The 19573-nt window shown below is 35.1% G+C and carries 22 protein-coding genes; all 22 read left to right on the top strand.

Annotated elements, in window-relative coordinates; genetic code table 11:
* The first annotated feature begins 63 nt into the window (after window positions 1-63).
* Entirely contained in the window at window positions 64-1482 is a 1419-nt protein-coding gene (locus tag CFT61_RS11705) for a lipopolysaccharide biosynthesis protein (protein ID WP_254918960.1), read from the top strand.
* On the top strand, window positions 1479-2255 hold the full coding sequence (locus CFT61_RS11700) for an acyltransferase family protein (protein ID WP_176425593.1): 777 nt from the start codon (window positions 1479-1481) through the stop codon (window positions 2253-2255). Before CFT61_RS11705 ends, CFT61_RS11700 begins: the two co-directional genes overlap by 4 nt.
* Window positions 2256-2461: 206 nt before the next feature.
* Window positions 2462-3616: an O-antigen ligase family protein gene (locus CFT61_RS11695; protein ID WP_089544604.1), complete on the top strand. Its 1155-nt coding sequence runs from the start codon at window positions 2462-2464 to the stop codon at window positions 3614-3616.
* Complete coding sequence (locus tag CFT61_RS11690) at window positions 3579-4706, top strand: polysaccharide pyruvyl transferase family protein (RefSeq protein WP_176425592.1); 1128 nt, start codon at window positions 3579-3581, stop codon at window positions 4704-4706. The genes CFT61_RS11695 and CFT61_RS11690 overlap by 38 nt, the downstream gene beginning before the upstream one ends.
* 5 nt (window positions 4707-4711) lie before the next feature.
* The gene (locus tag CFT61_RS11685) at window positions 4712-5620 is read left to right on the top strand and encodes a glycosyltransferase (RefSeq protein WP_089544602.1); all 909 of its coding nucleotides are present in this window, start codon (window positions 4712-4714) and stop codon (window positions 5618-5620) included.
* On the top strand, window positions 5613-6602 hold the full coding sequence (locus CFT61_RS11680) for a glycosyltransferase family 2 protein (protein ID WP_089544601.1): 990 nt from the start codon (window positions 5613-5615) through the stop codon (window positions 6600-6602). The genes CFT61_RS11685 and CFT61_RS11680 overlap by 8 nt, the downstream gene beginning before the upstream one ends.
* The gene (locus CFT61_RS11675; RefSeq protein ID WP_089544600.1) at window positions 6574-7575 is read left to right on the top strand and encodes a glycosyltransferase family 2 protein; all 1002 of its coding nucleotides are present in this window, start codon (window positions 6574-6576) and stop codon (window positions 7573-7575) included. Before CFT61_RS11680 ends, CFT61_RS11675 begins: the two co-directional genes overlap by 29 nt.
* Before the next feature lie 3 nt (window positions 7576-7578).
* Window positions 7579-8502: an alpha-1,2-fucosyltransferase gene (locus tag CFT61_RS11670; protein ID WP_089544599.1), complete on the top strand. Its 924-nt coding sequence runs from the start codon at window positions 7579-7581 to the stop codon at window positions 8500-8502.
* 106 nt (window positions 8503-8608) lie between these two features.
* Window positions 8609-9709, top strand: coding sequence for a glycosyltransferase (locus CFT61_RS11665; protein WP_089544598.1), 1101 nt, complete (start codon window positions 8609-8611; stop codon window positions 9707-9709).
* Between the two features lie 110 nt (window positions 9710-9819).
* On the top strand, window positions 9820-10770 hold the full coding sequence (locus CFT61_RS11660) for a glycosyltransferase family 4 protein (RefSeq protein WP_254918959.1): 951 nt from the start codon (window positions 9820-9822) through the stop codon (window positions 10768-10770).
* A 5-nt stretch (window positions 10771-10775) separates the two neighbouring features.
* Complete coding sequence (locus CFT61_RS17450) at window positions 10776-11288, top strand: glycosyltransferase (RefSeq protein WP_367379343.1); 513 nt, start codon at window positions 10776-10778, stop codon at window positions 11286-11288.
* Window positions 11285-11860, top strand: coding sequence for a glycosyltransferase family 4 protein (locus tag CFT61_RS17445; protein WP_367379342.1), 576 nt, complete (start codon window positions 11285-11287; stop codon window positions 11858-11860). Before CFT61_RS17450 ends, CFT61_RS17445 begins: the two co-directional genes overlap by 4 nt.
* Before the next feature lie 54 nt (window positions 11861-11914).
* A complete protein-coding gene (locus tag CFT61_RS11650) occupies window positions 11915-12802 on the top strand; it encodes a hypothetical protein (protein WP_089544597.1) in 888 nt (295 codons plus the stop codon).
* On the top strand, window positions 12789-13256 hold the full coding sequence (locus tag CFT61_RS11645; protein WP_089544596.1) for a hypothetical protein: 468 nt from the start codon (window positions 12789-12791) through the stop codon (window positions 13254-13256). Before CFT61_RS11650 ends, CFT61_RS11645 begins: the two co-directional genes overlap by 14 nt.
* A gap of 83 nt (window positions 13257-13339) precedes the next feature.
* Window positions 13340-14833 (top strand): hypothetical protein, encoded by a 1494-nt coding sequence (locus CFT61_RS11640; RefSeq protein ID WP_089544595.1) that lies wholly within the window; start codon window positions 13340-13342, stop codon window positions 14831-14833.
* A 35-nt stretch (window positions 14834-14868) separates the two neighbouring features.
* Window positions 14869-15585, top strand: a complete 717-nt coding sequence (locus CFT61_RS11635; RefSeq protein ID WP_089544594.1) for a WecB/TagA/CpsF family glycosyltransferase — start codon at window positions 14869-14871, stop codon at window positions 15583-15585.
* 643 nt (window positions 15586-16228) lie between these two features.
* Window positions 16229-16885, top strand: coding sequence for a hypothetical protein (locus tag CFT61_RS11630; protein ID WP_089544593.1), 657 nt, complete (start codon window positions 16229-16231; stop codon window positions 16883-16885).
* The gene (locus tag CFT61_RS11625) at window positions 16882-17223 is read left to right on the top strand and encodes a hypothetical protein (RefSeq protein ID WP_089544592.1); all 342 of its coding nucleotides are present in this window, start codon (window positions 16882-16884) and stop codon (window positions 17221-17223) included. The genes CFT61_RS11630 and CFT61_RS11625 overlap by 4 nt, the downstream gene beginning before the upstream one ends.
* Window positions 17216-18013 carry an ImmA/IrrE family metallo-endopeptidase gene (locus tag CFT61_RS11620; RefSeq protein WP_089544591.1) on the top strand — a complete coding sequence of 266 codons (798 nt, stop codon included), beginning with the start codon at window positions 17216-17218 and terminating at the stop codon, window positions 18011-18013. The genes CFT61_RS11625 and CFT61_RS11620 overlap by 8 nt, the downstream gene beginning before the upstream one ends.
* A 268-nt stretch (window positions 18014-18281) precedes the next feature.
* On the top strand, window positions 18282-18413 hold the full coding sequence (locus CFT61_RS17305) for a hypothetical protein (RefSeq protein WP_254918958.1): 132 nt from the start codon (window positions 18282-18284) through the stop codon (window positions 18411-18413).
* A 470-nt stretch (window positions 18414-18883) separates the two neighbouring features.
* Window positions 18884-19018, top strand: a complete 135-nt coding sequence (locus CFT61_RS17300; protein WP_254918957.1) for a hypothetical protein — start codon at window positions 18884-18886, stop codon at window positions 19016-19018.
* The gene (locus CFT61_RS17515) at window positions 18978-19259 is read left to right on the top strand and encodes a type II toxin-antitoxin system YafQ family toxin (protein ID WP_142990626.1); all 282 of its coding nucleotides are present in this window, start codon (window positions 18978-18980) and stop codon (window positions 19257-19259) included. Before CFT61_RS17300 ends, CFT61_RS17515 begins: the two co-directional genes overlap by 41 nt.
* Window positions 19260-19573: the final 314 nt, after the last annotated feature.

The raw sequence follows: 19573 nt of genomic DNA, 5'->3' as shown, positions 1-19573 counted from the left end.
TATTTTCGAATGATTTTTCTTCTTGTGATAAGTTTATTTACAAGTAGAGTTGTTCTGCAGACATTGGGAGTAGAAGATTATGGAATTTATAATGTTGTTGGTGGTGTCGTGTCAATGTTTGCATTTTTAAATAGTGCAATGGCTGGTGCTACGCAGCGTTTTATGAATTTTGATTTAGCTAAAAATGACGGAGAAGCATTGAAAATTACTTTTAGTACAGCTTTAATAATTCATTTTATTATTGCTGGTGTTATTGTAATACTCTCAGAAACTATAGGCCTGTGGTTTATGTATGAGAAAATGATTATACCAAATACAAGAATGAATGCTGCCATGTGGGTTTTCCAATGTTCTATTCTTGTTATGTTTGTAAATATAATTAGTGTTCCGTATAATGCGGCAATTATAGCTCATGAGAAAATGGGAGCATTTGCTTACATAAGTTTGTTGGAAGCTGCTCTGAAATTAATAATTGTATATTTGCTGTATGTGTCGCCTATTGATAAATTGGTATCCTATACAATTATGTTGTTGGCTGTAAGCATTGCAATACGCTTTGTATATTCTTCATATAGTAATAAGCACTTTACTGAAACAAAGTTTAATTGGATTTGGAATGTTGAAAAAATAAAGGAAATGGGTACTTTTGCAAGTTGGAGTTTGATAGGAAATTTAGCTTTGATGGGAGTGACACAAGGTTTGAATATGTTGCTTAATGTGTTCTTTGGTCCTGTTGTAAATGCTGCTCGTGGAATTGCTGTTCAGGTACAAGGGGCAGTTCAGCAATTTGCCAATAATTTCCAAACAGCAATTAATCCTCAAATAACGAAAAGTTATGCTTCGAATGATTTAGATTATATGCATACTTTAGTTTGTAGAGCCGCTAAATTTTCTTTTCTTATGGTTTTCTTGTTATCTCTGCCTGTGTTGATAATGACAGATCAAATTTTGGAATTATGGTTGAAGACACCTCCTATGTATGCAGCAGGTTTTATAAAAATTATGTTGATTATTACAATGGTAGACAGCCTTTCTACACCATTGAATACAGCCATTCATGCATCAGGTAAGATTCGTTTGTATCAGTTGGTTAATGGTTCCTTTATGCTTTTAGTTCTGCCTATAGGATATATTGCATTATTATTTAAAACAGATCCTAATATGGTTTTCTACAGCCAATTGCTAATGACGATGATTGCACTGTTTTTGAAACTTTTTTTTGCTAAACAACAAGTACGGATACCGTTTAAGGTGTATCTAAGGAATGTATTGTGTCCTATTATATTGGTTTCAATAGTTTCTTTTGTATTGCAGTATAATATATATGCAATTTTAGAGTATAATATCTTTACTTTTGTGGCTTTTGGCTTCTTGTCATTAGTATTAACTTTAATAGCAATATATTGTTTGGGTATGGATGCTAAGGAACGATGTTTAATAAATATGAAAGTAAGAAATGTAATAAAAAAGGTAAATGTATGACTAGAGCTATTTCTGAAAAAATAGTAAGTGCAAATATTATATGTACAATACTAATTATATGTCTACATACTCGTTATGAATATGATGGATTTTATAATATTATAGGAACTTTATCGGATGCAGCTGTTCCAGTTTTCTTCGCCATATCATCATATCTTTATTATGAAAAGTTTGACTGGAATAGACCTCTCTATTCTTATGGAAAAAGTATTCAAAAAAGAGTCTTTTCGTTGTTAGTTCCTTATGTGATTTTTAGTTCTTTTGGTTTTTTGGTTTTTACAGGTAAGGCTATATTTAAAAATGAGATATTACCATGTGATATAACTTCATTTAAAGAGGTTTTTGCTTATATTTGTTTATCGAAGGGAAATCCCCCATTATGGTATTTAACCTCTCTTTTTGAATTTGTTCTTTTAGCTCCGATTATAGGATATGCAGTGAAAACAACAAAGTTTTCTTTATTGTTAATGCCTATTACTATTTATTATTGCCATAATCTTAGTTATTCAAACATATTCTTTTGGCTTCCTGTACTGATATTTGGATGTTATTGTAGTATATGGTGGAATTTTATACTTAAAGTTTTTAGAAATGTAAATCTTTTGTGTCTTTCCATTTTAGGAGTAGTTCTTTGGTTATTTATTTGTTTTTCTTTTTATGATATAACAGATAGAAATAGTTTTGTATATTATGTTTATAGAGTAATGACTCCTATAATATTTTTGGTTCTGATGGGTAGGATGCCCCCCCCAAGCACATTTGGATTAATATGAAAAATTATACACTTTTTGTTTACTGCTCTCATAGTCTCATTCTATTCTTCCTGTTTTCAATTATAAAAAAGCTTCCATATAGTTTTTATATATATATTGTAAGTATTGGAATTGTGCTGTTGATCTCAGTTGGAATAGGATATATAGTAAAAAAAAGATGTTTTAGATTATGGAAAATTCTTAATGGAGGAAGATAATTTTTTAATATGAGTACACTTTTTGTATATTTTTGTTTTGCTATAATGGTATTGGGTAATTGTTGCCTATATGGTAATGAAAATATTCCGCTTTATTATGACCATTATTTGAGCATTTTACCAGTTCTTTTTTTCTGTTTGTTTTATAAACAACAGTATTCTCTCAGCCTGGATAAAAAATGGATACTTCTTACGGCCGCATCCTATTTATTTATGTCGGTTATTTTTCAGCGTGATTCAGGTAATTCTAGTTTGACATTATTATGTTACATGTTGATACCTATGTTTTGTTGCTCTGTATTGCCTCATTACAAATATATTAGATTTCTTATATTTGGTATTTTAGGTTTCGAAGCTCTTTTATGTATATGTGAGTATTTTACTCAATCTAATTTGTTTTATACAATTGAAGAGTATGGTCGCTTTAGGTCTTCAGGTATTTGGGGGCATCCTTTACATAATGCTTCAATAGTTAGTGTTATTATTTTGTTGGTTGTAATGAGCTCGATACGAAGTACATATAAAGTGCTGATAGTATGTGTAGGTTTTGTTGTCTTATTTACTTTTAATGGACGTGCTGCTATTATTAGTACTATATTATGCCTTATATTATTGGGCCTTATTAATAAAAGAAAAGTATTCGCTTTTATTGTGCATACCCCTTTAGTTGGTGCATTGGCGATATTGTTGGTGTTTTATTTGTTCGGTTATATATCTACTAGTGAACTTGGAGGAAAATTATTTGTACAAGACACTAGAAATCTTCAAGATGGAAGTGCTATGACCCGTTTCTATTTATACGATTATGTATTGAATATGGATATAAATGAATGGTTGTTTGGTATGAATAAGATAGAGGATGTGTTTAAAAAAAATGAATTTTCTTATATTGAGAGTACTCCTATATCTTTAATTCTTAGTAGAGGTCTTATTATTGCATTACCACTTATGTTGTTTCAATATAAGGATTTGTATAATTACTTTAATAAGATTAATAGTAATAATAGATTAGTGATAATACTTGATATTATAATTATTGGTTTAAGTTCTGAAAGTTTTATAGGTATAGCCCCATGGGTAATTATCTATTTAACTTATGTTGCATTATTTGAAAACAAAACATATTATGAAAATTGGAATTCTAACATTTTCAGCATCCCATAATTGTGGGTCAATGCTTCAGGCTTTTGCTTTGCAATATGTTATAGCAAAAAAGCTAAACTATGAGTGTGAATTAATTAATTATGCAAATGATGTGTCTAGAAATATGTATGGCCTTTTTGATCATCGTATTGGTAGAGGTTCATTAAAGAGAAATGTTAACACGTTGTTGCATATTAAGACTTTTAAAGAGTCTGCTCGTGCATATCAGGATTTTTCTGATAAATATCTTGTTTTATCAGATGGTTATTATCGTAATAAAGAAGATCTTGCCCAGATTGCAAATCAGTATGATATCATAATAGCAGGAGGTGATCAAGTTTGGAACGTATGTTGTCCTGACGCAGGAAAAGAGTTCTATCTGTGTTTTACACACAATGTTAAGAAAGTAGCTTATTCTCCTAGTCTAGGTGGTACTAACATTCTTAAAAATGCAGATAATCTTGAAGAATATCGTAAATTATTAAATGAGTTTTCTTCTCTTTCTGTTAGAGAACCGCATGGAAAATTGTGGTTGGAAGAATTATCTGGCAGAGAAGTGAAAATCGTTGCCGATCCTACATTGCTCCTTTCTCCTGCAGAATGGTGCGAGGCGCTCCCTGTTCCTGAAATTCCAGGAAAATTCATTTTCAATTATGCTTTTTATTATGACCGCCCTGAAACAAATAAAATTATTCAGCGGATTTCTGAAGAAACAGATATGCCTGTATATACATTAGATTTGAAGTCTTATGCTATCCAACATCTAAATAAGTATGGTATAAAGAGATTTGATTATACGGGGCCTTTGGCATTTTTAGGGTTGATGAAGAATGCATCTCTCGTTTTGACACAGTCTTTCCATGGAACTCTTTTCTCTTCTTTGTTTAATAGAAATTTTTGGTCTTATAATTGGGTAGGGATGCATAATCCTGATGATGACCGTGCTACTGCTATCTTAGAACAAATGGGATTAATGGATAGATATCAAATGATAGATGATTTAAAGAATAACAATAATATAATGGCACCAATAGATTTCAGTCCTGTAAATAAGAGAATTAATGAGATGCGTGCTTACGCTATGGACTATCTTGTTGATAGCTTAAAGTAAACAATATGGTGAATATTTCAATTATTGTTCCAGTTTTTAATGCTGAAGCATATTTGTCAGCATGTCTTGATAGTATAATGTCTTCTGAAAATCAAGATTTTGAAGTCTTTTTAGTAGATGATGGAAGTACTGACGCATCACCAGAAATTTGCGATAAGTATGCTTTGGCAGATAAACGCTTTCATGTTATCCATAAAGAAAATGAAGGTGTAAGTGTTGCAAGAAATACAGCTTTGGATTTGGTAACTGGAGATTATGTTTGTTTCGTAGATGCGGATGACACGATTTCTAGGGATTTCTTGACAATACCTCCGCAATTTAAAAATATGGATGTTTTGCAGAAATCATATAAGTGTATAAAACAAGATGGTATCGAGTCATATATAGTTCATACTCATTTATATGAGAATTGGGATGATATCGCTTTCCTTTGGGTTAATAAACCGCAAAGAGCTCTATGGGATAAACTTATTGCTAGGCGTTTAATTGGAACATCTCGTTTTTTTCCAGGAATTTCAATTTCTGAGGATTTTTTGTTTTTTACTTCTATATTTCATAACATAAAAAGATATGCATTGTGTGCTGTGGGACATTATAATTATTTCATTCATGATGCTTCTGCCATGAATAAATTTTATAAAAATCCGCGTGAAAGAATAAGAATTACATTTGAACACATAGCCATAATTGAAAATTATGATAATGAAAATAAGATGCATGGCGTATGTATGGGATTAAAATATGGTTTTCTTGTATATTCTTTATGGGATAACCGTTACTTACTCAATGAGAATGAAAGAAAAACTATGAAATGTTTCCTGTATCAAATGCAGTTTAAAGATTTGAGATATATACGACTGAGGTGGAAAATAGAGATGATGTTGTTAAAACTTAAAAGTTTTTTGTATGGATAAGGTTTCTATAATAGTGCCGGTGTATAATGCGGAAAAATCATTGGCAAAATGTTTGAATAGTATAAAGCAACAGATTTGGAGTAATTTTGAGTGCTTGTTAATTGTTGATGGGGCTACGGATTCTTCTTTGTCAATTTGTAATGAATTTGTTGCGTCCGATCCGAGGTTCATAGTGTACACTCAGAGTAATATGGGAGTAAGTGCTGCTCGTAATAAGGGACTTGACGTATCCGTAGGCGATTGGATTATTTTTGTTGATAGTGATGATTGGATTTCTCCTCAATATATTTCATCATATTTCGATGGTGAATTAGGAGATGTTAATTTTCAAGGAATATGCAGATGTTCAAACTCTAGCAAACAAAAACTCCTTTTAAAAAACTATAATGGTAAAACGCTAATTGATAAGGTATTTTCAATTGAGAAAGAGGACTTGCTTGGATGGACATTCAATAAGATGTTTAAGGCCTCGATAATTCGTAATAATAAAATCTACTTTCCTGTAGGTATTTCATTAAGGGAGGATATGATTTTTACGTTGATTTTTTTAAATGCAGCTAATTCTCTTCAATATAGAAATGTTGCGTTCTATAATTATATTGAATCAGAAGGCTCTCTTATGACTAGATTAAGATCTTATAAAGAGCTTAAAACGGCGAATGATGCTATCTTTCAATTACGTAAAGCTTTAGAAGAAAAACACCCATATAATCATTATTTTGAGTGGTTTCTTTCTGAGTTTTGGAAATATAAAATATCAATTATTAGATATGCATATTATAAGAAGAATCGCTTGGCACGAGGTCTTCGCTACAAAATTCTATGCGATGCTAAGAATGTAAAATTAGATAGAATGGATTTAGGTAATACGGATAAGTTAATTTATAGAATTGTAAAATCTTGTATGCCTCTTTTCATAAAGGACGTTTTTATAAATATTATATCTCAATTTCATGAACGAAAATATTACAAAACATTCTGATAAAATAATTCTTTCTATTATTGTTCCAGTATATAATGTTGAACAATATGTTTGTAAATGTGCAGAAAGTTTACTGGCGCAGACATGTTCTCCAGAACTCTTTGAAGTTATATTTGTTAATGATGGAACTAAAGATAGAAGTGTAGAAGTCTTAAAAAAATGTGTGGATTTTGATAGTAGAAGAAACTTTCATCTTTTAGAAAAAACAAATGGTGGTTTAAGTTCTGCTCGCAATTATGGAATTAATAATTCTCTAGGACAATATATTTGGTGTATTGATTCTGATGATTGGATTGAACCTGATAGTGTTAGGTATTTAATGGAATTACTAAAGAAAGATCCGGAAATCTTATATACCTCTACATTGTTTATAAATAAAGTTGACGGTGAGTCTGTAAGTGCTACTGATATTCCTTTAAATGACAGTGATGGAAAACAATTGATGGGGTTACATCCGATGTTTATGGCTCCAGTTTATGTCTTAAAGAGAACTTTTTGGTTTGAAAATCATTTTGAGTTCTATGAGGGCATTTTGCACGAGGATTATGAATTGATGCCAAGGGTTGTTTATAAGGCTGATTCTATAACGGTTTGCCATAAACCATTATATCATTATTTGCAACGAGAAGGTTCAATAACTCAGGTAAAAAACCCAAAAAGAGTTTATGATATGATGAAGATTATTTGTCATTACTCGCTTTTCTTGAAATCTAAAGTACAGCAGAAGGATATCAAACTTGTTTGTGCGTGTTTGAGTGATATCGTTTTAGGTTTCTTTGAAGCCTCACGTAATATGGATAGAAAAGTTTTACACGATGTGAATAATTTTTGTCGAAGAGAGAGGACTGTTAGTTACATATTGTGCAAATCACGTAAAAAGCAATCCGTATTATTGGGATGGTGTATGTATTTGCCATTCAAACCAATTGTGATATATTCTTTTCTCAAAAAAATTAAAAGTATAATACGATAAGTTATGATTATATGTAAGCTTAGTGATCAGTTAGGCAATCAGATGTTTGCTTATGCTGCGATAAAGTCAATAGCCCTAGATAAAGGCTATGAATTTCGAATTCTCGGAGAATATAATAATCAATTTCTCAAGAATGACACAGATAAAAAATATGGAAATACTCTGACTTCTGTTTTTGCAGATATCGCAAAGGAAACTATTCAAGATGTGCCAGAAGGATATTCTGTTTATAGAGAAAATATAACTATAGATAGTAAAAGTGATGTCGAAGAAGAGGCTTTAAAGGTCGGCGATGATACCTTAATGCTTGGGCATTATATTTCTCCTAGATATTTCTCTCATAGGCTTAAAGAAGTACAGGGGTGGTTTAAAATGCCGGCAGATATAGATGAAAAAACAGATAGAACAATGGATTTATTGCAAGATAAATATCCAAATGTAAAGTTCTGTTCTGTACACTTTAGAAATGCTCTGGACTATCGTGTAAAAGGCTATATGCTTTCATCTGATTATTGGCAGAATGCTGCAAAAAAAGTATTAGAGAACTATAAAAATCAAAAAATAATATTTTTGGTGTTTTATGACAGATATAGTAAACTTGTGTCAAAGTTTGAAAACAGTTTTGATTGTGAGACCTTACATGCATCTCTCTTGGAGGATTTCTCTTTGATTTCTAAATGTGATTATCATATTGTATGTAATAGTTCTTTTAGTATTATGGCTTCTTTGATGGACAAAAAAGGTATTGGTAAAAATACTTATTGTCCATCTATATGGCCAATTCCGCATGGACACTATAAATTTGAGATATGTCCAAAAGAATGGGTTAGAGTAAAGACTGGGCATAACAAACTTTCTTTTATTCTGGGTTATGTTGCTCCATATTTGTCAATATTTAAAAAAGTTGTTTATAAGTATTTTAATTGAAAAAGTATTATTTTTTAATACTCTGTTGTTCCAAATAATCAAGATTAAACGACTTTGGCTGAGCTATTGAAAAGTTATGCTTTATGTTAAATAAAAATGTTTTTGTATGAAAAACTTGTCTTTAGGAGTCTTGCTTGCACCCTATCGCTTGGATTATTATAACTATATATCTGAGCATATGAATTGTGATATATATTTTCAGTTAAGAGGTTTTGATGGTCAGCTTTTCTCCACGGAAGAATTGGAGAAGAAATGTACTTTTACTCCAAAATACTTGAAAATTACTCGATTAATGGGAGACCGTCAATTGGTTTGGGGACTTCGAAAACTGATAAAGGAAAACAAACCGGAATTTATTATGGTTCCGGAGTTTTCTTTTCTTGCTATGCAGGTAATATTGATCAAGAAGCTTTTTGGTTATAAATATAAGATAATATCACAGTGTGATGATAGCTATGCTATGTTGATAGGTAAAGGCTTTTCTCGCTTTCATGCATGGTCTCGTAAATTATGTATGCCTTTTATGGACAATTTGATTTTGTTGGATTCTCGTGCACAGAATTGGTATCAGCAACATTATCACAAAGGAATATTTATGCCTTTATTGACTGACGATAACACGGCTTGTATTAATGACGATGTAAGAGCAAAAGCTGAACAATATAAAAGACATTATAAGCTTGATGGTGTGAAAACGCTCCTGTTTGTGGGACGTTTGGTTGACGTTAAAAACTTATCCAGCCTGTTAAAGGCTTGTTCGTTGCTTTCTTTTAAATACAAGTTGATAATCGTTGGTGAAGGCTTATTGAGAGACTGTCTTGAGAATGAGGCAAAAGAGCTTAATGTCAATGTTGAGTTTGTAGGTCGCAAAAATGGTGTTGATCTGACCGCTTGGTATTGCTGTGCTGATGTATTTGTGCTTCCAAGTATTTTAGAAGCTTTTGGTGCAGTAACCAATGAAGCTTTACTTTGTGGTTGCAATTGTGTTATCTCCAAACTTGCTGGATCTGCTTGTTTGATAGAAGAAGGCATAAATGGATTCCTTGCAGATCCAAATTCTGTGGAAGATATTGCTAAACAAATAGGCAAAGCTTGCCGGTTATCAGTAGATTCTGCCAGGACTTCTAAAATGTCCATAACATTTGCTGATGCGATAAAGTCCATGGAAGAAGAAGTTAATAGGCAAGTGCTAAGAGTCTTTCATTGATATAGGGGGCGCAGAAAGAATTGCTTTTAACATTGCCGAATCTTCTAATAAAGATTATAGAATACCACATTGTAGAGGTATCAAAAGGTAAATCGGAATTCTCTGTGAAAATGAAGCGTGAATTGGAGGTACATGGCATTATGTATCATACTTCTCCTATATCTCATAGCAAGTTGGCCATTTTGTTTTTTCCTTTGTGGTTCTCTTTTATTTATCTGAAATACAGACCGAATATCATTCATTCACATACGGAAATTCCTGATTTGGCATTGTGGCTGTTTAGAAAGCTGTCTTGGCTGTTTTTCTGGATAAAGACCAGATATGTGCGAACAATTCATAATACAGAGTTGTGGAATGATTGGAAAGGAATAGGTAGTATGGTGGAACGTTTCTATTTGAAACATAAGTGTAACGTTGCCATATCCAAAGCTGTACGTAATGTTTATGAAAAAACGTATGGGCAGCATCATATTCCGTTGATATATAATGGCGTAAAAGAAATGAAGCAGAAAGCTTTTCCTCATTTAGTTAAGGAAAAAGTAAATGTTTTGTTTGCGGGGAGATTGGAAGACCAAAAAGGTATCGACCAGTTGATTGCTGTTGTTACCGCATTGAAGGATGATGGACGCTATTATTTTCATATTGTAGGTAGTGGGTCTTTAAAACAAAAGGTAAAAGAATCATTGGGAAGTTTGGAATTTGTATCTTTATATGATAAGGTATATGGTTTGTCTCAATATATGGGTTCTTTTGACTTTTTATTTATGCCTTCAAATCATGAAGGCTTTGGCTTGATTTCTGTTGAGGCATCATTAACTCGAACACCAGTTATTGTAAATTGGTGTGCAGGTGTCAATGAAACTCTCCCGGAGGATTGGCCTTTGAAGGTTATGGACAATAATGTTGCCGATTACATAAATTTGTTCAAGAATAAATTGCTATCTTTTGATTATAAAGAGTTAGCGGATAAGGCATATAAGTATGCTCAAGAGCATTTCTCATTGGAGAAGATGCAAAAGGAATATGAAATATTATACAAGAATATTTATTTAGGTTGGTAATATTGATGAAACCAAAGATTTTATTTATTATGCACATGCCGCCTCCTGTACATGGTGCAGCGATGGTGGGGCAATATATCCATGACAGTAAGTTGATTAATGATAAGTTTGATAGTCATTACATCAATCTTACCACGGCAAAGAATCTGCAAGATATTGGTAAGGTTGGAATCCGAAAGTTGGTTGATTTTTATGCGTTGCTGCGTAAAATCCGTAGGAGTTTGAAGACAATCAACCCAGACTTGGTGTATGTAACACCTAATGCCTGTGGCGGTGCCTTCTATAAAGACTATATCGTTGTTCAGATGATTAAGCGAATGGGATATCAGGTGGTTGTACATTATCATAATAAGGGTGTGTCAACTCGCCAAAACAGATTCTTGGATAACTTCCTATACCAGCGATTCTTCAAGGGAATCAAGGTGATTCTCCTGTCGGAGTGCTTGTATGATGACGTCAAGAAGTATGTAAAAAGAGAAGATGTATTTGTTTGTCCTAACGGAATACCAGAAGAATGAAAAATAATAAGATGAATGTACTCTTTCTTAGCAATATGATTGCTGAAAAGGGTGTTTGGACTATAGTGGAAGCTGCAAAGATCCTGCATGAAAAGAATTTGCCTGTAGAGTTTCATTTCGTTGGAAAATGGAGTGATATCACCGAAGAGATGTTTAAGCGTGCTTTGATAGAGTCTCATTTGGAAGAAGTCTGTTTTGCCCATGGTGGCAAGTATGGCAGGGAGAAGGATGATTTCTGGGCTGCAGCCGATGTCTTTGTTTTCCCTACTTTCTATCACAATGAGTGTTTTCCTCTAGTATTATTGGAGGCTATGCAGCATCATCTGCCTTGTATTTCCACAACAGAGGGTGGTATCCCTGGTATCATAGATGATAAAGATACTGGCTTCCTGATAGAGAAGCGTGATTTCCATACTCTTGCAGATAAACTGGAATACTTCATAGAGCATCCGGAGGAATCCGAGCGTATGGGAGAAAACGGTTATCGCAAGTTCAATGATAAGTTCACCCTCAGAAAGTTTGAGGAGACGATGGTTGATATCCTGAATGATTGTCTTCATTCTGAAACTTAATCGCATTTTTGTTAGAACTAACTTTCATTCATTAAAGTTGAACATATATAAACAATGGAACAGGTAGATTTTAGACAAAAAATCATAGAAGAAATGGATCAAACTTTCGTTAGCGATTGTCTCGTTAGCCCAGAGAATCCTTTTTCTATTGATAATCCTGATGCTTTGGTTCGAAAAGGCACAACTATTTATGCAATATTTGTTCCAATGTATCATGAGAGAATCAATTTTGATCATCTGCTGAGAAGATTATTTTCTTCGGAATTGGCGTATGGTAGCAAATTGCATACTCTTCTCATCTTAAAAGAGGATGAGAAGTTGTCAGAATATGGCGAACGTGTGTTGAATGCTGCATTTTGTCATATATCTTGGGGGAAAATAGATGCCATAAGTTATTTATCTTCGCGTATAAATAATGGTAGGAACTGGAGTCTTATTGGAGATATGAAACAATGGATGTTCCAACAATATGATGCCAATAATTTAACTGTAGATTTTGCTGATAAAACATTTGAGAAATATAATTGGGATGACAATTTCCAATTAGATTTAGGGAACGTATCCTCTCCTAGTTGGACTGATAATAAGAGACGGATTATAAAAAATGTGGCTCGTTGCGGTAACATTGATATGTGCATTAAGAGAAAGGGTAAAAGGCAAACTTTCCGTGATGGATTTGAGAATATCATGACCCAGTCTTTTTTAAAAAGCTTTCGACTAACAGATGGTTATCTCGAACCTTATAATATGGTAGTAGATAATATTTTTGGCATAGCTACTGATTGGAATATGTTTACCGATGAAGGCTATCACAATATGTATCATCGAACATTGGCTTTTGCTGGTGTGCTTCCTTTGAATATCCTTGATGAAGAACGATTGGAATGTATTCATGGTTTCTATATAGATATACAAAATAAACTGTATCATGGGCATCGCTAAGCAAATAAAGACATTATGTTTTCAGCTGGGAACTTTTGTTGGTGAGAATCAAGATTTTCAACGAAAGGCATCTATTATAGAGCAGGAGTTTGAACTTTGTGAAAACTCTAGCAAAGTTATTAGTGAAGCTAACAGAGCGCAACTTAACAGAGTTTTGCACTCTACTAGGGCTTTTGATAGCGGATTGAGATTGTTTATAGAAAAGCATGGGCGATTTGGGAATATTGCGACTCCAAGCATCGGTGGATATGTTCATGAGTTACAGCAAAAAAGACCTGGACAGACATTTAAGCAGTTAAGTGGTATGGATGCTACCAATATCACGAACTTAATTACTAATGAGAGGAATAGGTATATGCATTCAGCTGGTCAATTCCCTACTAAAGCTCAAGCTGATATCATTGTTGGAAAAATCTTAGATTATTACCAGAGAATACTTAGCTTAGAATTTTAGTTCTTCCTAGAACCTTATCAGGGCTCATTATATAATTGTCGAGTTAGAATAGTAATCTGTAATTAGTAAGTTATTGGTAGATTATGGGTAAAGAAGAATATGTATCGAGGCTTGTTGACTCTATGCAAGCCACTGTTGATACATTAAGTAAAGAAGTCTTGATAGCGATAAATAGAAATGAGTTGATGTTGAAGAAAGAAGCCTTTAATACTCATGTCTTTAATGCTTGCCTTATGGGGATAGACTTTGTCTATATCAATGTCTGCATAAGTGCCCTTGCAGCATTGAAGACTGATAATGTGCATGCCAAGCGATATCATTGGAAGAACGTTGTTGCAGGTATTTCTGAAGGTATTAAGTACATTTACACCTTTAAAGAGGGCGAGAAGAAAACTCTGGTCGGGTATTTGATAACTATCTTAAACGACTCCGGTATGGTGACTCCTGAAATCTCAAACTCTCTTTCTGTTCTTCAGGATTTGCTTGAAAAGTTTAGGGTAGGTTGGGATGGCAAGGTTATGAGGGATATCGCTCTACATTATGACAAATCAGCAGAAAAACTTATCAAGGAAACTATGGCTATTACAAATGAAGAGCCTTATGCCTCCTTATTGTCTAATTATTTGCTGATAATGAATATTCTTCATGCTATCTGTACAATAGAATACCTGCAGAGCCTTATTGGAAATAATCAGGGTCTTAGTGATGTCAATCTTGATGAAACTGGTCTGCTGGGTAATGATGGAAGGCATATGCATGCAATCCAGGCTTTACTTGAAGGGAAGAAGTTTAAGGCTTCTACTGAAAAATATCTAAACGAGTATGGTAAAAGGTTTCTGGATAGTATTGCATTATTTGAGAAAATCCAGAAAGGTTATGAATTCTTGGGTATCAAAAAAGGTGAGAAATCTTCTAATGGGCAACTGGATAGGTTCTATCAGTTGAATAATCTTTATTCATTAGTGATGTACTCTATGTTGGATCTCCTTTCTATCACGGATTCCTATTTGTCTTCTGATACAGAGTTCGAAGCCGCCTTGAATATGCGATATTTCTTGATTATAAAGACATCTGTCTTAACTCAGATAGTTGGATATACAGAGGAAGAAGCTCGTGAATCGCTATGGAATGAAATGAAACAGCTTATTCCCGAATCAGACGTTCCACTCCATAATATGGCAGACAAGTTGGAATCTTGTTTGAAGGAGAGTGTACAGGACCAAAATGTTAGAATGGTCAGGGCAAAGCTGGTTCATCTGAAATTCTCTAAGAAAAGACCAGGTGATGTAAAGGGTATTTTGTCTATACTGAATACTTTAGATCCTCTTAAGGAATTTTATAAAGTGATTGATTTGATTGAACTTTTGATTAAGGTTATAAGATTCTTAGATAGTCTGTTGGCATCAATAGGTGAAGAAATTACTCTTGAACAACAGAAGCTACAAGATAAAATCAGCAATATGTTTTCCTCTTTAAAGGGCATGATAGAAAACAACATTACGGATAGTACACAGAAAGAAAAAATGCTGGCTTCAATGAGTGAAGAAGAAGATACTCTGAAGATGTTATTGAAGTAGAATTTACTAATGAAATCAAATAAGAAAATATAGATATGTTTAAATTAAAAACATTAACAATTTTGGGTAGTAAGGCGGAATTGGCCTCATTACCAGAGGGCAAATTGCTCATAAACACAGTAAATGCTCATTCTTTTAACACGGCAAAGAAGGATCAGCTCTTTGCTGATGCTCTGACTAATGGCGATGTGCTGATTCCGGATGGAGTGAGTATCGTGAAGGCGTGCAAGTGGATTAAGGCGAAGAGTCAGCCGAAGGAAAGAATAGCTGGTTGGGACTTATTCTTCTTCGAGATGAACAAGCTGGAGAAGAAGGGTGGTACGGTGATGTTTATGGGTAGTTCACAGAAGGTACTCGACCTGATAGTGAAGCGTGCTGCCGTGGATTATCCTCACCTGAAGGTGGTGACTTATTCGCCTCCGTATAAGCCTGAGTTCTCGGATGAGGACAACAAGGCTATCATTGATGCCATCAATGCTGCCAACCCTGATCTGCTTTGGATTGGCATGACGGCTCCTAAGCAGGAGAAGTGGACTTATTCTCATTGGAATGAGTTGAACATCCATTGCCATGTGGGTACCATCGGTGCCGTCTTCGACTTCTTCGCTGGAACTGTGGAGCGTGCCCCTATCTGGTGGCAGGAGCACGGTCTGGAATGGCTCTATCGCTTGATCAAGGAGCCTAAGCGTATGTGGAGAAGATATATCATCGGTAATAGCTTATTCCTCTGGAACATGGTGAAAGAGGCGTAGGGTTCTAAAATCATCCCGTCCTTCTTTACCATTAAAGAAGGCTCCACCTTTCTCACCAAGCCTCTCTTCCCTCAGGGACGAGAGGATGTAACCGCCCTCCGGTGTTCAGAACCGCTACGCTCTAAGGTTGGCGGACCATCAAAGGTCTGCGCCAGGTTTTGCGGGCTGGGACCGCATGGGGGAAGGTGGGAGTATTCATGAGGATAATAGGGGTAGCTAATAAAAAGAAAAGCCCCAAGGAAACAATTCCTTGAGGCACATCCTAATAAAAATCGTTTAATGTTAGAGATTGCTTGGTACTGGAACCAAAGTCTCGTCAACATAAAACTCATCGGTGCGAGTGTTGCAGCCTCTACAGAGAGGCACAATATACCAGCTATTATCATAGCCGTATACTTTTTGTACATGAGCACCGACCAAATTCCATCTGCCAGTCTGGTGACAGTCTGTGGCAGAACATCTACTTGCGGTTTTACCGCTTTTAGCTTCCCAATAGTCCAACCAAGTATTATACCCTGCAGGACTTGAAAAACGGCTTGAGCCGTTCACATTTTTAATTTTTGTCATATTTATGATAAATTTTATGAGCATTCTTCGTTGAGTGCTCGTCTTTATACCAAAACCGTTAGTTTTGATAGAAACAATGAATAAAAAAGATGAATGTTCTCTTGATGGTGTCCAACTGTTGAAGATAATTGCTCGTAAAAAAGAAGATGAAGAGGCGGCAGCCAAGGCTTTTCGCTTATTCGTAGAAGTCTTTGAGAGCAAGATCAATAAGCAAGTTGACATTATTGCAAATAAAAATGGCTATGATGAAAAAGTTGCTTTTGAGGCCATTCAATGTGCTTTCAATAAGGTTTGGCTTTATCCCACGTTTGACATGAACAAGTCTTATTATAAGGATCAGGAAAAAGCAATTGTTGTCTGGCTTATCAGAATAGCAGTGTCACAGATGTATCATTTTGCAAGGCATGGTGTGTGCGCACAGATTAAATCCGATGAAGACTTGTCTGTTATCGAAAATGCTGAAGATTTCGTGGACTCTTTTCATTTGTCATATTTAACACCTGAGCAAAAAATACAATACGTTAGCTGTATGGAAAAGAAAATATCAGCTCTTGATGAGAAGCATCGTATTATCTATTTGACATATAAGGCGTATCAGACGAGTGGTAAGAAACTCCCAAGAAAGTTGTTGGAGAAATTACGGAAGCGTCTTGATGTGACTCAGACAACGATTAGGGTATATAAGAAAGAGGCATGTGAAACTCTTAATGATTTAAACTTATTAAAGGCATGAAAGATTTGACAATTGAAGAATGGGATGTACTACTGTGTTCAACAGGTTACCTTCCTCCTCGCAATGAAGAAGAATTGGATTTCTTCGACGAAATGTACGATGATTACAAATCTCGTATAGAAAATCGTTATGTTGATGTTGATATGATTCTGAGAGGTGCATGTCATGTGGTGACGGATTACCAATATGTTGAAAGCAATCATATTCTTGAACGGGCAAAAGTTGCAGAGGATATAAAGCAGGAGTATTCCATGGCAGCTCGTAACTTTGACAAATTGCCAAAGGATGTATTGGATAAAATGAAGAGACAGCATAATAAAGACAATAAAAATGAATAAATCTTGTCAAGTTGTCATAGAAGACATTGGCTCGTTCTATCCCATTCCTATCCCTTTGATGGAAATTGCTAAAGACGAAGGTATTTGTGTCATATTTGATGACTATGGAACAAACACCTTTGATGGAATGACATGGTATGAGGCAGAGCAAGACATGTTTTACATGCATATCAATACGGCAAGACACAATGCCGAGAATAATACTAAAGGGCGTTTCACTCTTGCACATGAACTTGGTCACTATTTTATAGATCATCATAGGCGAGCTTTGCAAAATGGAATCATGTCACCTCATATTCATCGTTATGAACCTTTTGGTAAAAATGAGGATTGGTTGGTGGAGCGGGAAGCTGATGAGTTCGCTGCGAACTTACTCATGCCAACAACGCAGTTTAAATCTGATTTTGCAGGTAAAGTTTTATCAGGCGATTTGGTCAAATCTGTTGCAGACAAATATAATGTAAGTTTCTCTGCGTGTGCTTTACGATATCTGAAGTTCAATATTGTTCCCATCATGTTGGTATTTTCTCAAAAAGGAAAAGTCAGGTGGCAGATGAAGAGTGATGACTTTCCATTTTATAGGCTTAAATACGGCACGAATAAAGTTCCTGAGAATACTGTTATGGGGGATTATTTCTTCAATCATGATGAAAGTTGTTGTAAGCAAGACGAAATTGTTTATGCTGGAGATTGCTTTGATACATATGAAGAAGAACAAAACAGATTGGAGTTTTATGAATATTGTATTGCCTATAAGGATTATGCGTTTAGTATGTTATGGCAAAAATGACGTTTACGCTTGTTTTACGTTAAAATAAAACAAGAAGTTTGGCATTGTGAGGGGAAAAATGTATTTTGCAACCTAATTCTGTTAAACGCTTAAAAGGAGAAGATTATGGTATTAGAGATAAGAAGCATTCCTGTTTTGACAGGTGAGACTGCCGAACGATTTGTTCGTGAGGCAGAGGAAAATGAACGGTAAGTCTTCGGTGAATGCCGTATTGTGTGCCTAGAAAAAGTTTCGTACCTTTGCACCGTGATTTTAAACTGTTCAAATTATGGTACAAGGCAAGAAACAATTAAACGGCAAGCCAAAGTTCGCCGAGGTTGTAATCGGCGACAATGAGGCGAAGGAGATGCGTGAGTCTGCAAATGCTCGCAACCGTCGGTATATCACCATTACAGCGTAAGGTTTTAACACATTAAGTATTTACCTTTGCATCCGAATTCTTAAAAATCAGGATTATGGAAACAAAGGAATACTTCGAAAAGGAGATGTTTTTCGAAAACCTACCCGTCCTTCCTTACCCTTAAGGAAGGCTCCACCTTTCTCTCCAAGCCTCTCTTCAATAGTCTTTACGCCCCCTTCGGTTCCCCCAGTTCTGGGGGACAGAAACCTCAGGGACGAGAGGATGTAGCTGGCTCTGCTATAGCGCCGCCAGAGTTTTGGTCAGCCAGCGGAGCCTGTGCCCACAAGGGGCTGGCTGGGAGGGCTTACGCAATAAAATTGCGATTGTTTGGCGCAACAGAGTTGCGAGTGCTTGTCGGCTGGCGCATTTCGTAATTTGCTGATAGCTTGCAGATTTTCGGCTTTTTTCTTGGTGGTTTCAATAAAAAAGCGTACTTTTGCGGAAAAGTTTAACGTTTAAAATTATAGGTTATGGCAACATTAACTATACAGGTGGAAGATAATAGTGTTATGGCTGGAATAGAAGAAGCAATGGATGATATTCGTCATGGTAGAGTGACGGAGTATGAAAGTGCTGATGATATGTTTGAAAAGTTGGGAATGTAGTATTATGCCAGATTGGCTGTTGATATGGAAACAATATAATGATGAGCTGGTTTTAGTGATGACTAATACTGGTTCTCATAGTAAGGAAGGCTCCACCTCTCATCTCGGTCTTCTCCCCTCAGGGAAGAAGAGGGAAACCGCCCTCCGGTGCTCAGAACCGCTACGCTCTAAGGTTGGCGGACCATCAAAGGTCTACGCCAGATTATGCGGGCTGGGACCGCCTGGGGAAAACTTAACTTGACTGATGAAAATTTGAAGAGGTTTGTCTTGGGAACATATAGTGAAAGTAAAGAAATACATAAACGTCCGTTGAGCAGATTGATGCAGGACATTCGTATTGGGGGATGAGAATGTATATGCCAAGTGTGATGAGAGTGCTGATGGGGGAGAGAAATGATGTGAATAAACAAAGAAAAAATCCCAACCCATAAGCTTTTTAGGACTTACAAGCTGGGATGATTTTGAACACGAATAACTCGAATAACACGAATTTCAGGACCTGTTCGGTCTTTTTTCTTCTTTTGCTTGGTCGTTTCAATAAAAAAATGTAATTTT

The sequence above is a fragment of the Segatella copri genome (genome assembly GCF_002224675.1).
Taxonomy (GTDB): Bacteria; Bacteroidota; Bacteroidia; order Bacteroidales; family Bacteroidaceae; genus Prevotella; species Prevotella copri_U.
The sequence above is the reverse complement of the archived record's forward strand: the minus strand, read 5'-3'. Positions and strand labels throughout refer to the sequence as shown.

Coding starts and splice junctions, on each gene's coding strand:
- CFT61_RS17300 (WP_254918957.1), top strand. CDS start 18,884: ATGGCAACATTAACTATACAGGTGGAAGATAATAGTGTTATGGCTGGA.
- CFT61_RS11650 (WP_089544597.1), top strand. CDS start 11,915: ATGGAACAGGTAGATTTTAGACAAAAAATCATAGAAGAAATGGATCAA.
- CFT61_RS11660 (WP_254918959.1), top strand. CDS start 9,820: ATGAAGCGTGAATTGGAGGTACATGGCATTATGTATCATACTTCTCCT.
- CFT61_RS11690 (WP_176425592.1), top strand. CDS start 3,579: ATGAAAATTGGAATTCTAACATTTTCAGCATCCCATAATTGTGGGTCA.
- CFT61_RS11695 (WP_089544604.1), top strand. CDS start 2,462: ATGAGTACACTTTTTGTATATTTTTGTTTTGCTATAATGGTATTGGGT.
- CFT61_RS11640 (WP_089544595.1), top strand. CDS start 13,340: ATGGGTAAAGAAGAATATGTATCGAGGCTTGTTGACTCTATGCAAGCC.
- CFT61_RS11685 (WP_089544602.1), top strand. CDS start 4,712: ATGGTGAATATTTCAATTATTGTTCCAGTTTTTAATGCTGAAGCATAT.
- CFT61_RS11700 (WP_176425593.1), top strand. CDS start 1,479: ATGACTAGAGCTATTTCTGAAAAAATAGTAAGTGCAAATATTATATGT.
- CFT61_RS11630 (WP_089544593.1), top strand. CDS start 16,229: ATGAATAAAAAAGATGAATGTTCTCTTGATGGTGTCCAACTGTTGAAG.
- CFT61_RS11635 (WP_089544594.1), top strand. CDS start 14,869: ATGTTTAAATTAAAAACATTAACAATTTTGGGTAGTAAGGCGGAATTG.
- CFT61_RS17445 (WP_367379342.1), top strand. CDS start 11,285: ATGAAAAATAATAAGATGAATGTACTCTTTCTTAGCAATATGATTGCT.
- CFT61_RS17305 (WP_254918958.1), top strand. CDS start 18,282: ATGGTACAAGGCAAGAAACAATTAAACGGCAAGCCAAAGTTCGCCGAG.
- CFT61_RS11675 (WP_089544600.1), top strand. CDS start 6,574: ATGAACGAAAATATTACAAAACATTCTGATAAAATAATTCTTTCTATT.
- CFT61_RS11665 (WP_089544598.1), top strand. CDS start 8,609: ATGAAAAACTTGTCTTTAGGAGTCTTGCTTGCACCCTATCGCTTGGAT.
- CFT61_RS11670 (WP_089544599.1), top strand. CDS start 7,579: ATGATTATATGTAAGCTTAGTGATCAGTTAGGCAATCAGATGTTTGCT.
- CFT61_RS11625 (WP_089544592.1), top strand. CDS start 16,882: ATGAAAGATTTGACAATTGAAGAATGGGATGTACTACTGTGTTCAACA.
- CFT61_RS11645 (WP_089544596.1), top strand. CDS start 12,789: ATGGGCATCGCTAAGCAAATAAAGACATTATGTTTTCAGCTGGGAACT.
- CFT61_RS11680 (WP_089544601.1), top strand. CDS start 5,613: ATGGATAAGGTTTCTATAATAGTGCCGGTGTATAATGCGGAAAAATCA.
- CFT61_RS17450 (WP_367379343.1), top strand. CDS start 10,776: ATGAAACCAAAGATTTTATTTATTATGCACATGCCGCCTCCTGTACAT.
- CFT61_RS17515 (WP_142990626.1), top strand. CDS start 18,978: ATGAAAGTGCTGATGATATGTTTGAAAAGTTGGGAATGTAGTATTATG.
- CFT61_RS11620 (WP_089544591.1), top strand. CDS start 17,216: ATGAATAAATCTTGTCAAGTTGTCATAGAAGACATTGGCTCGTTCTAT.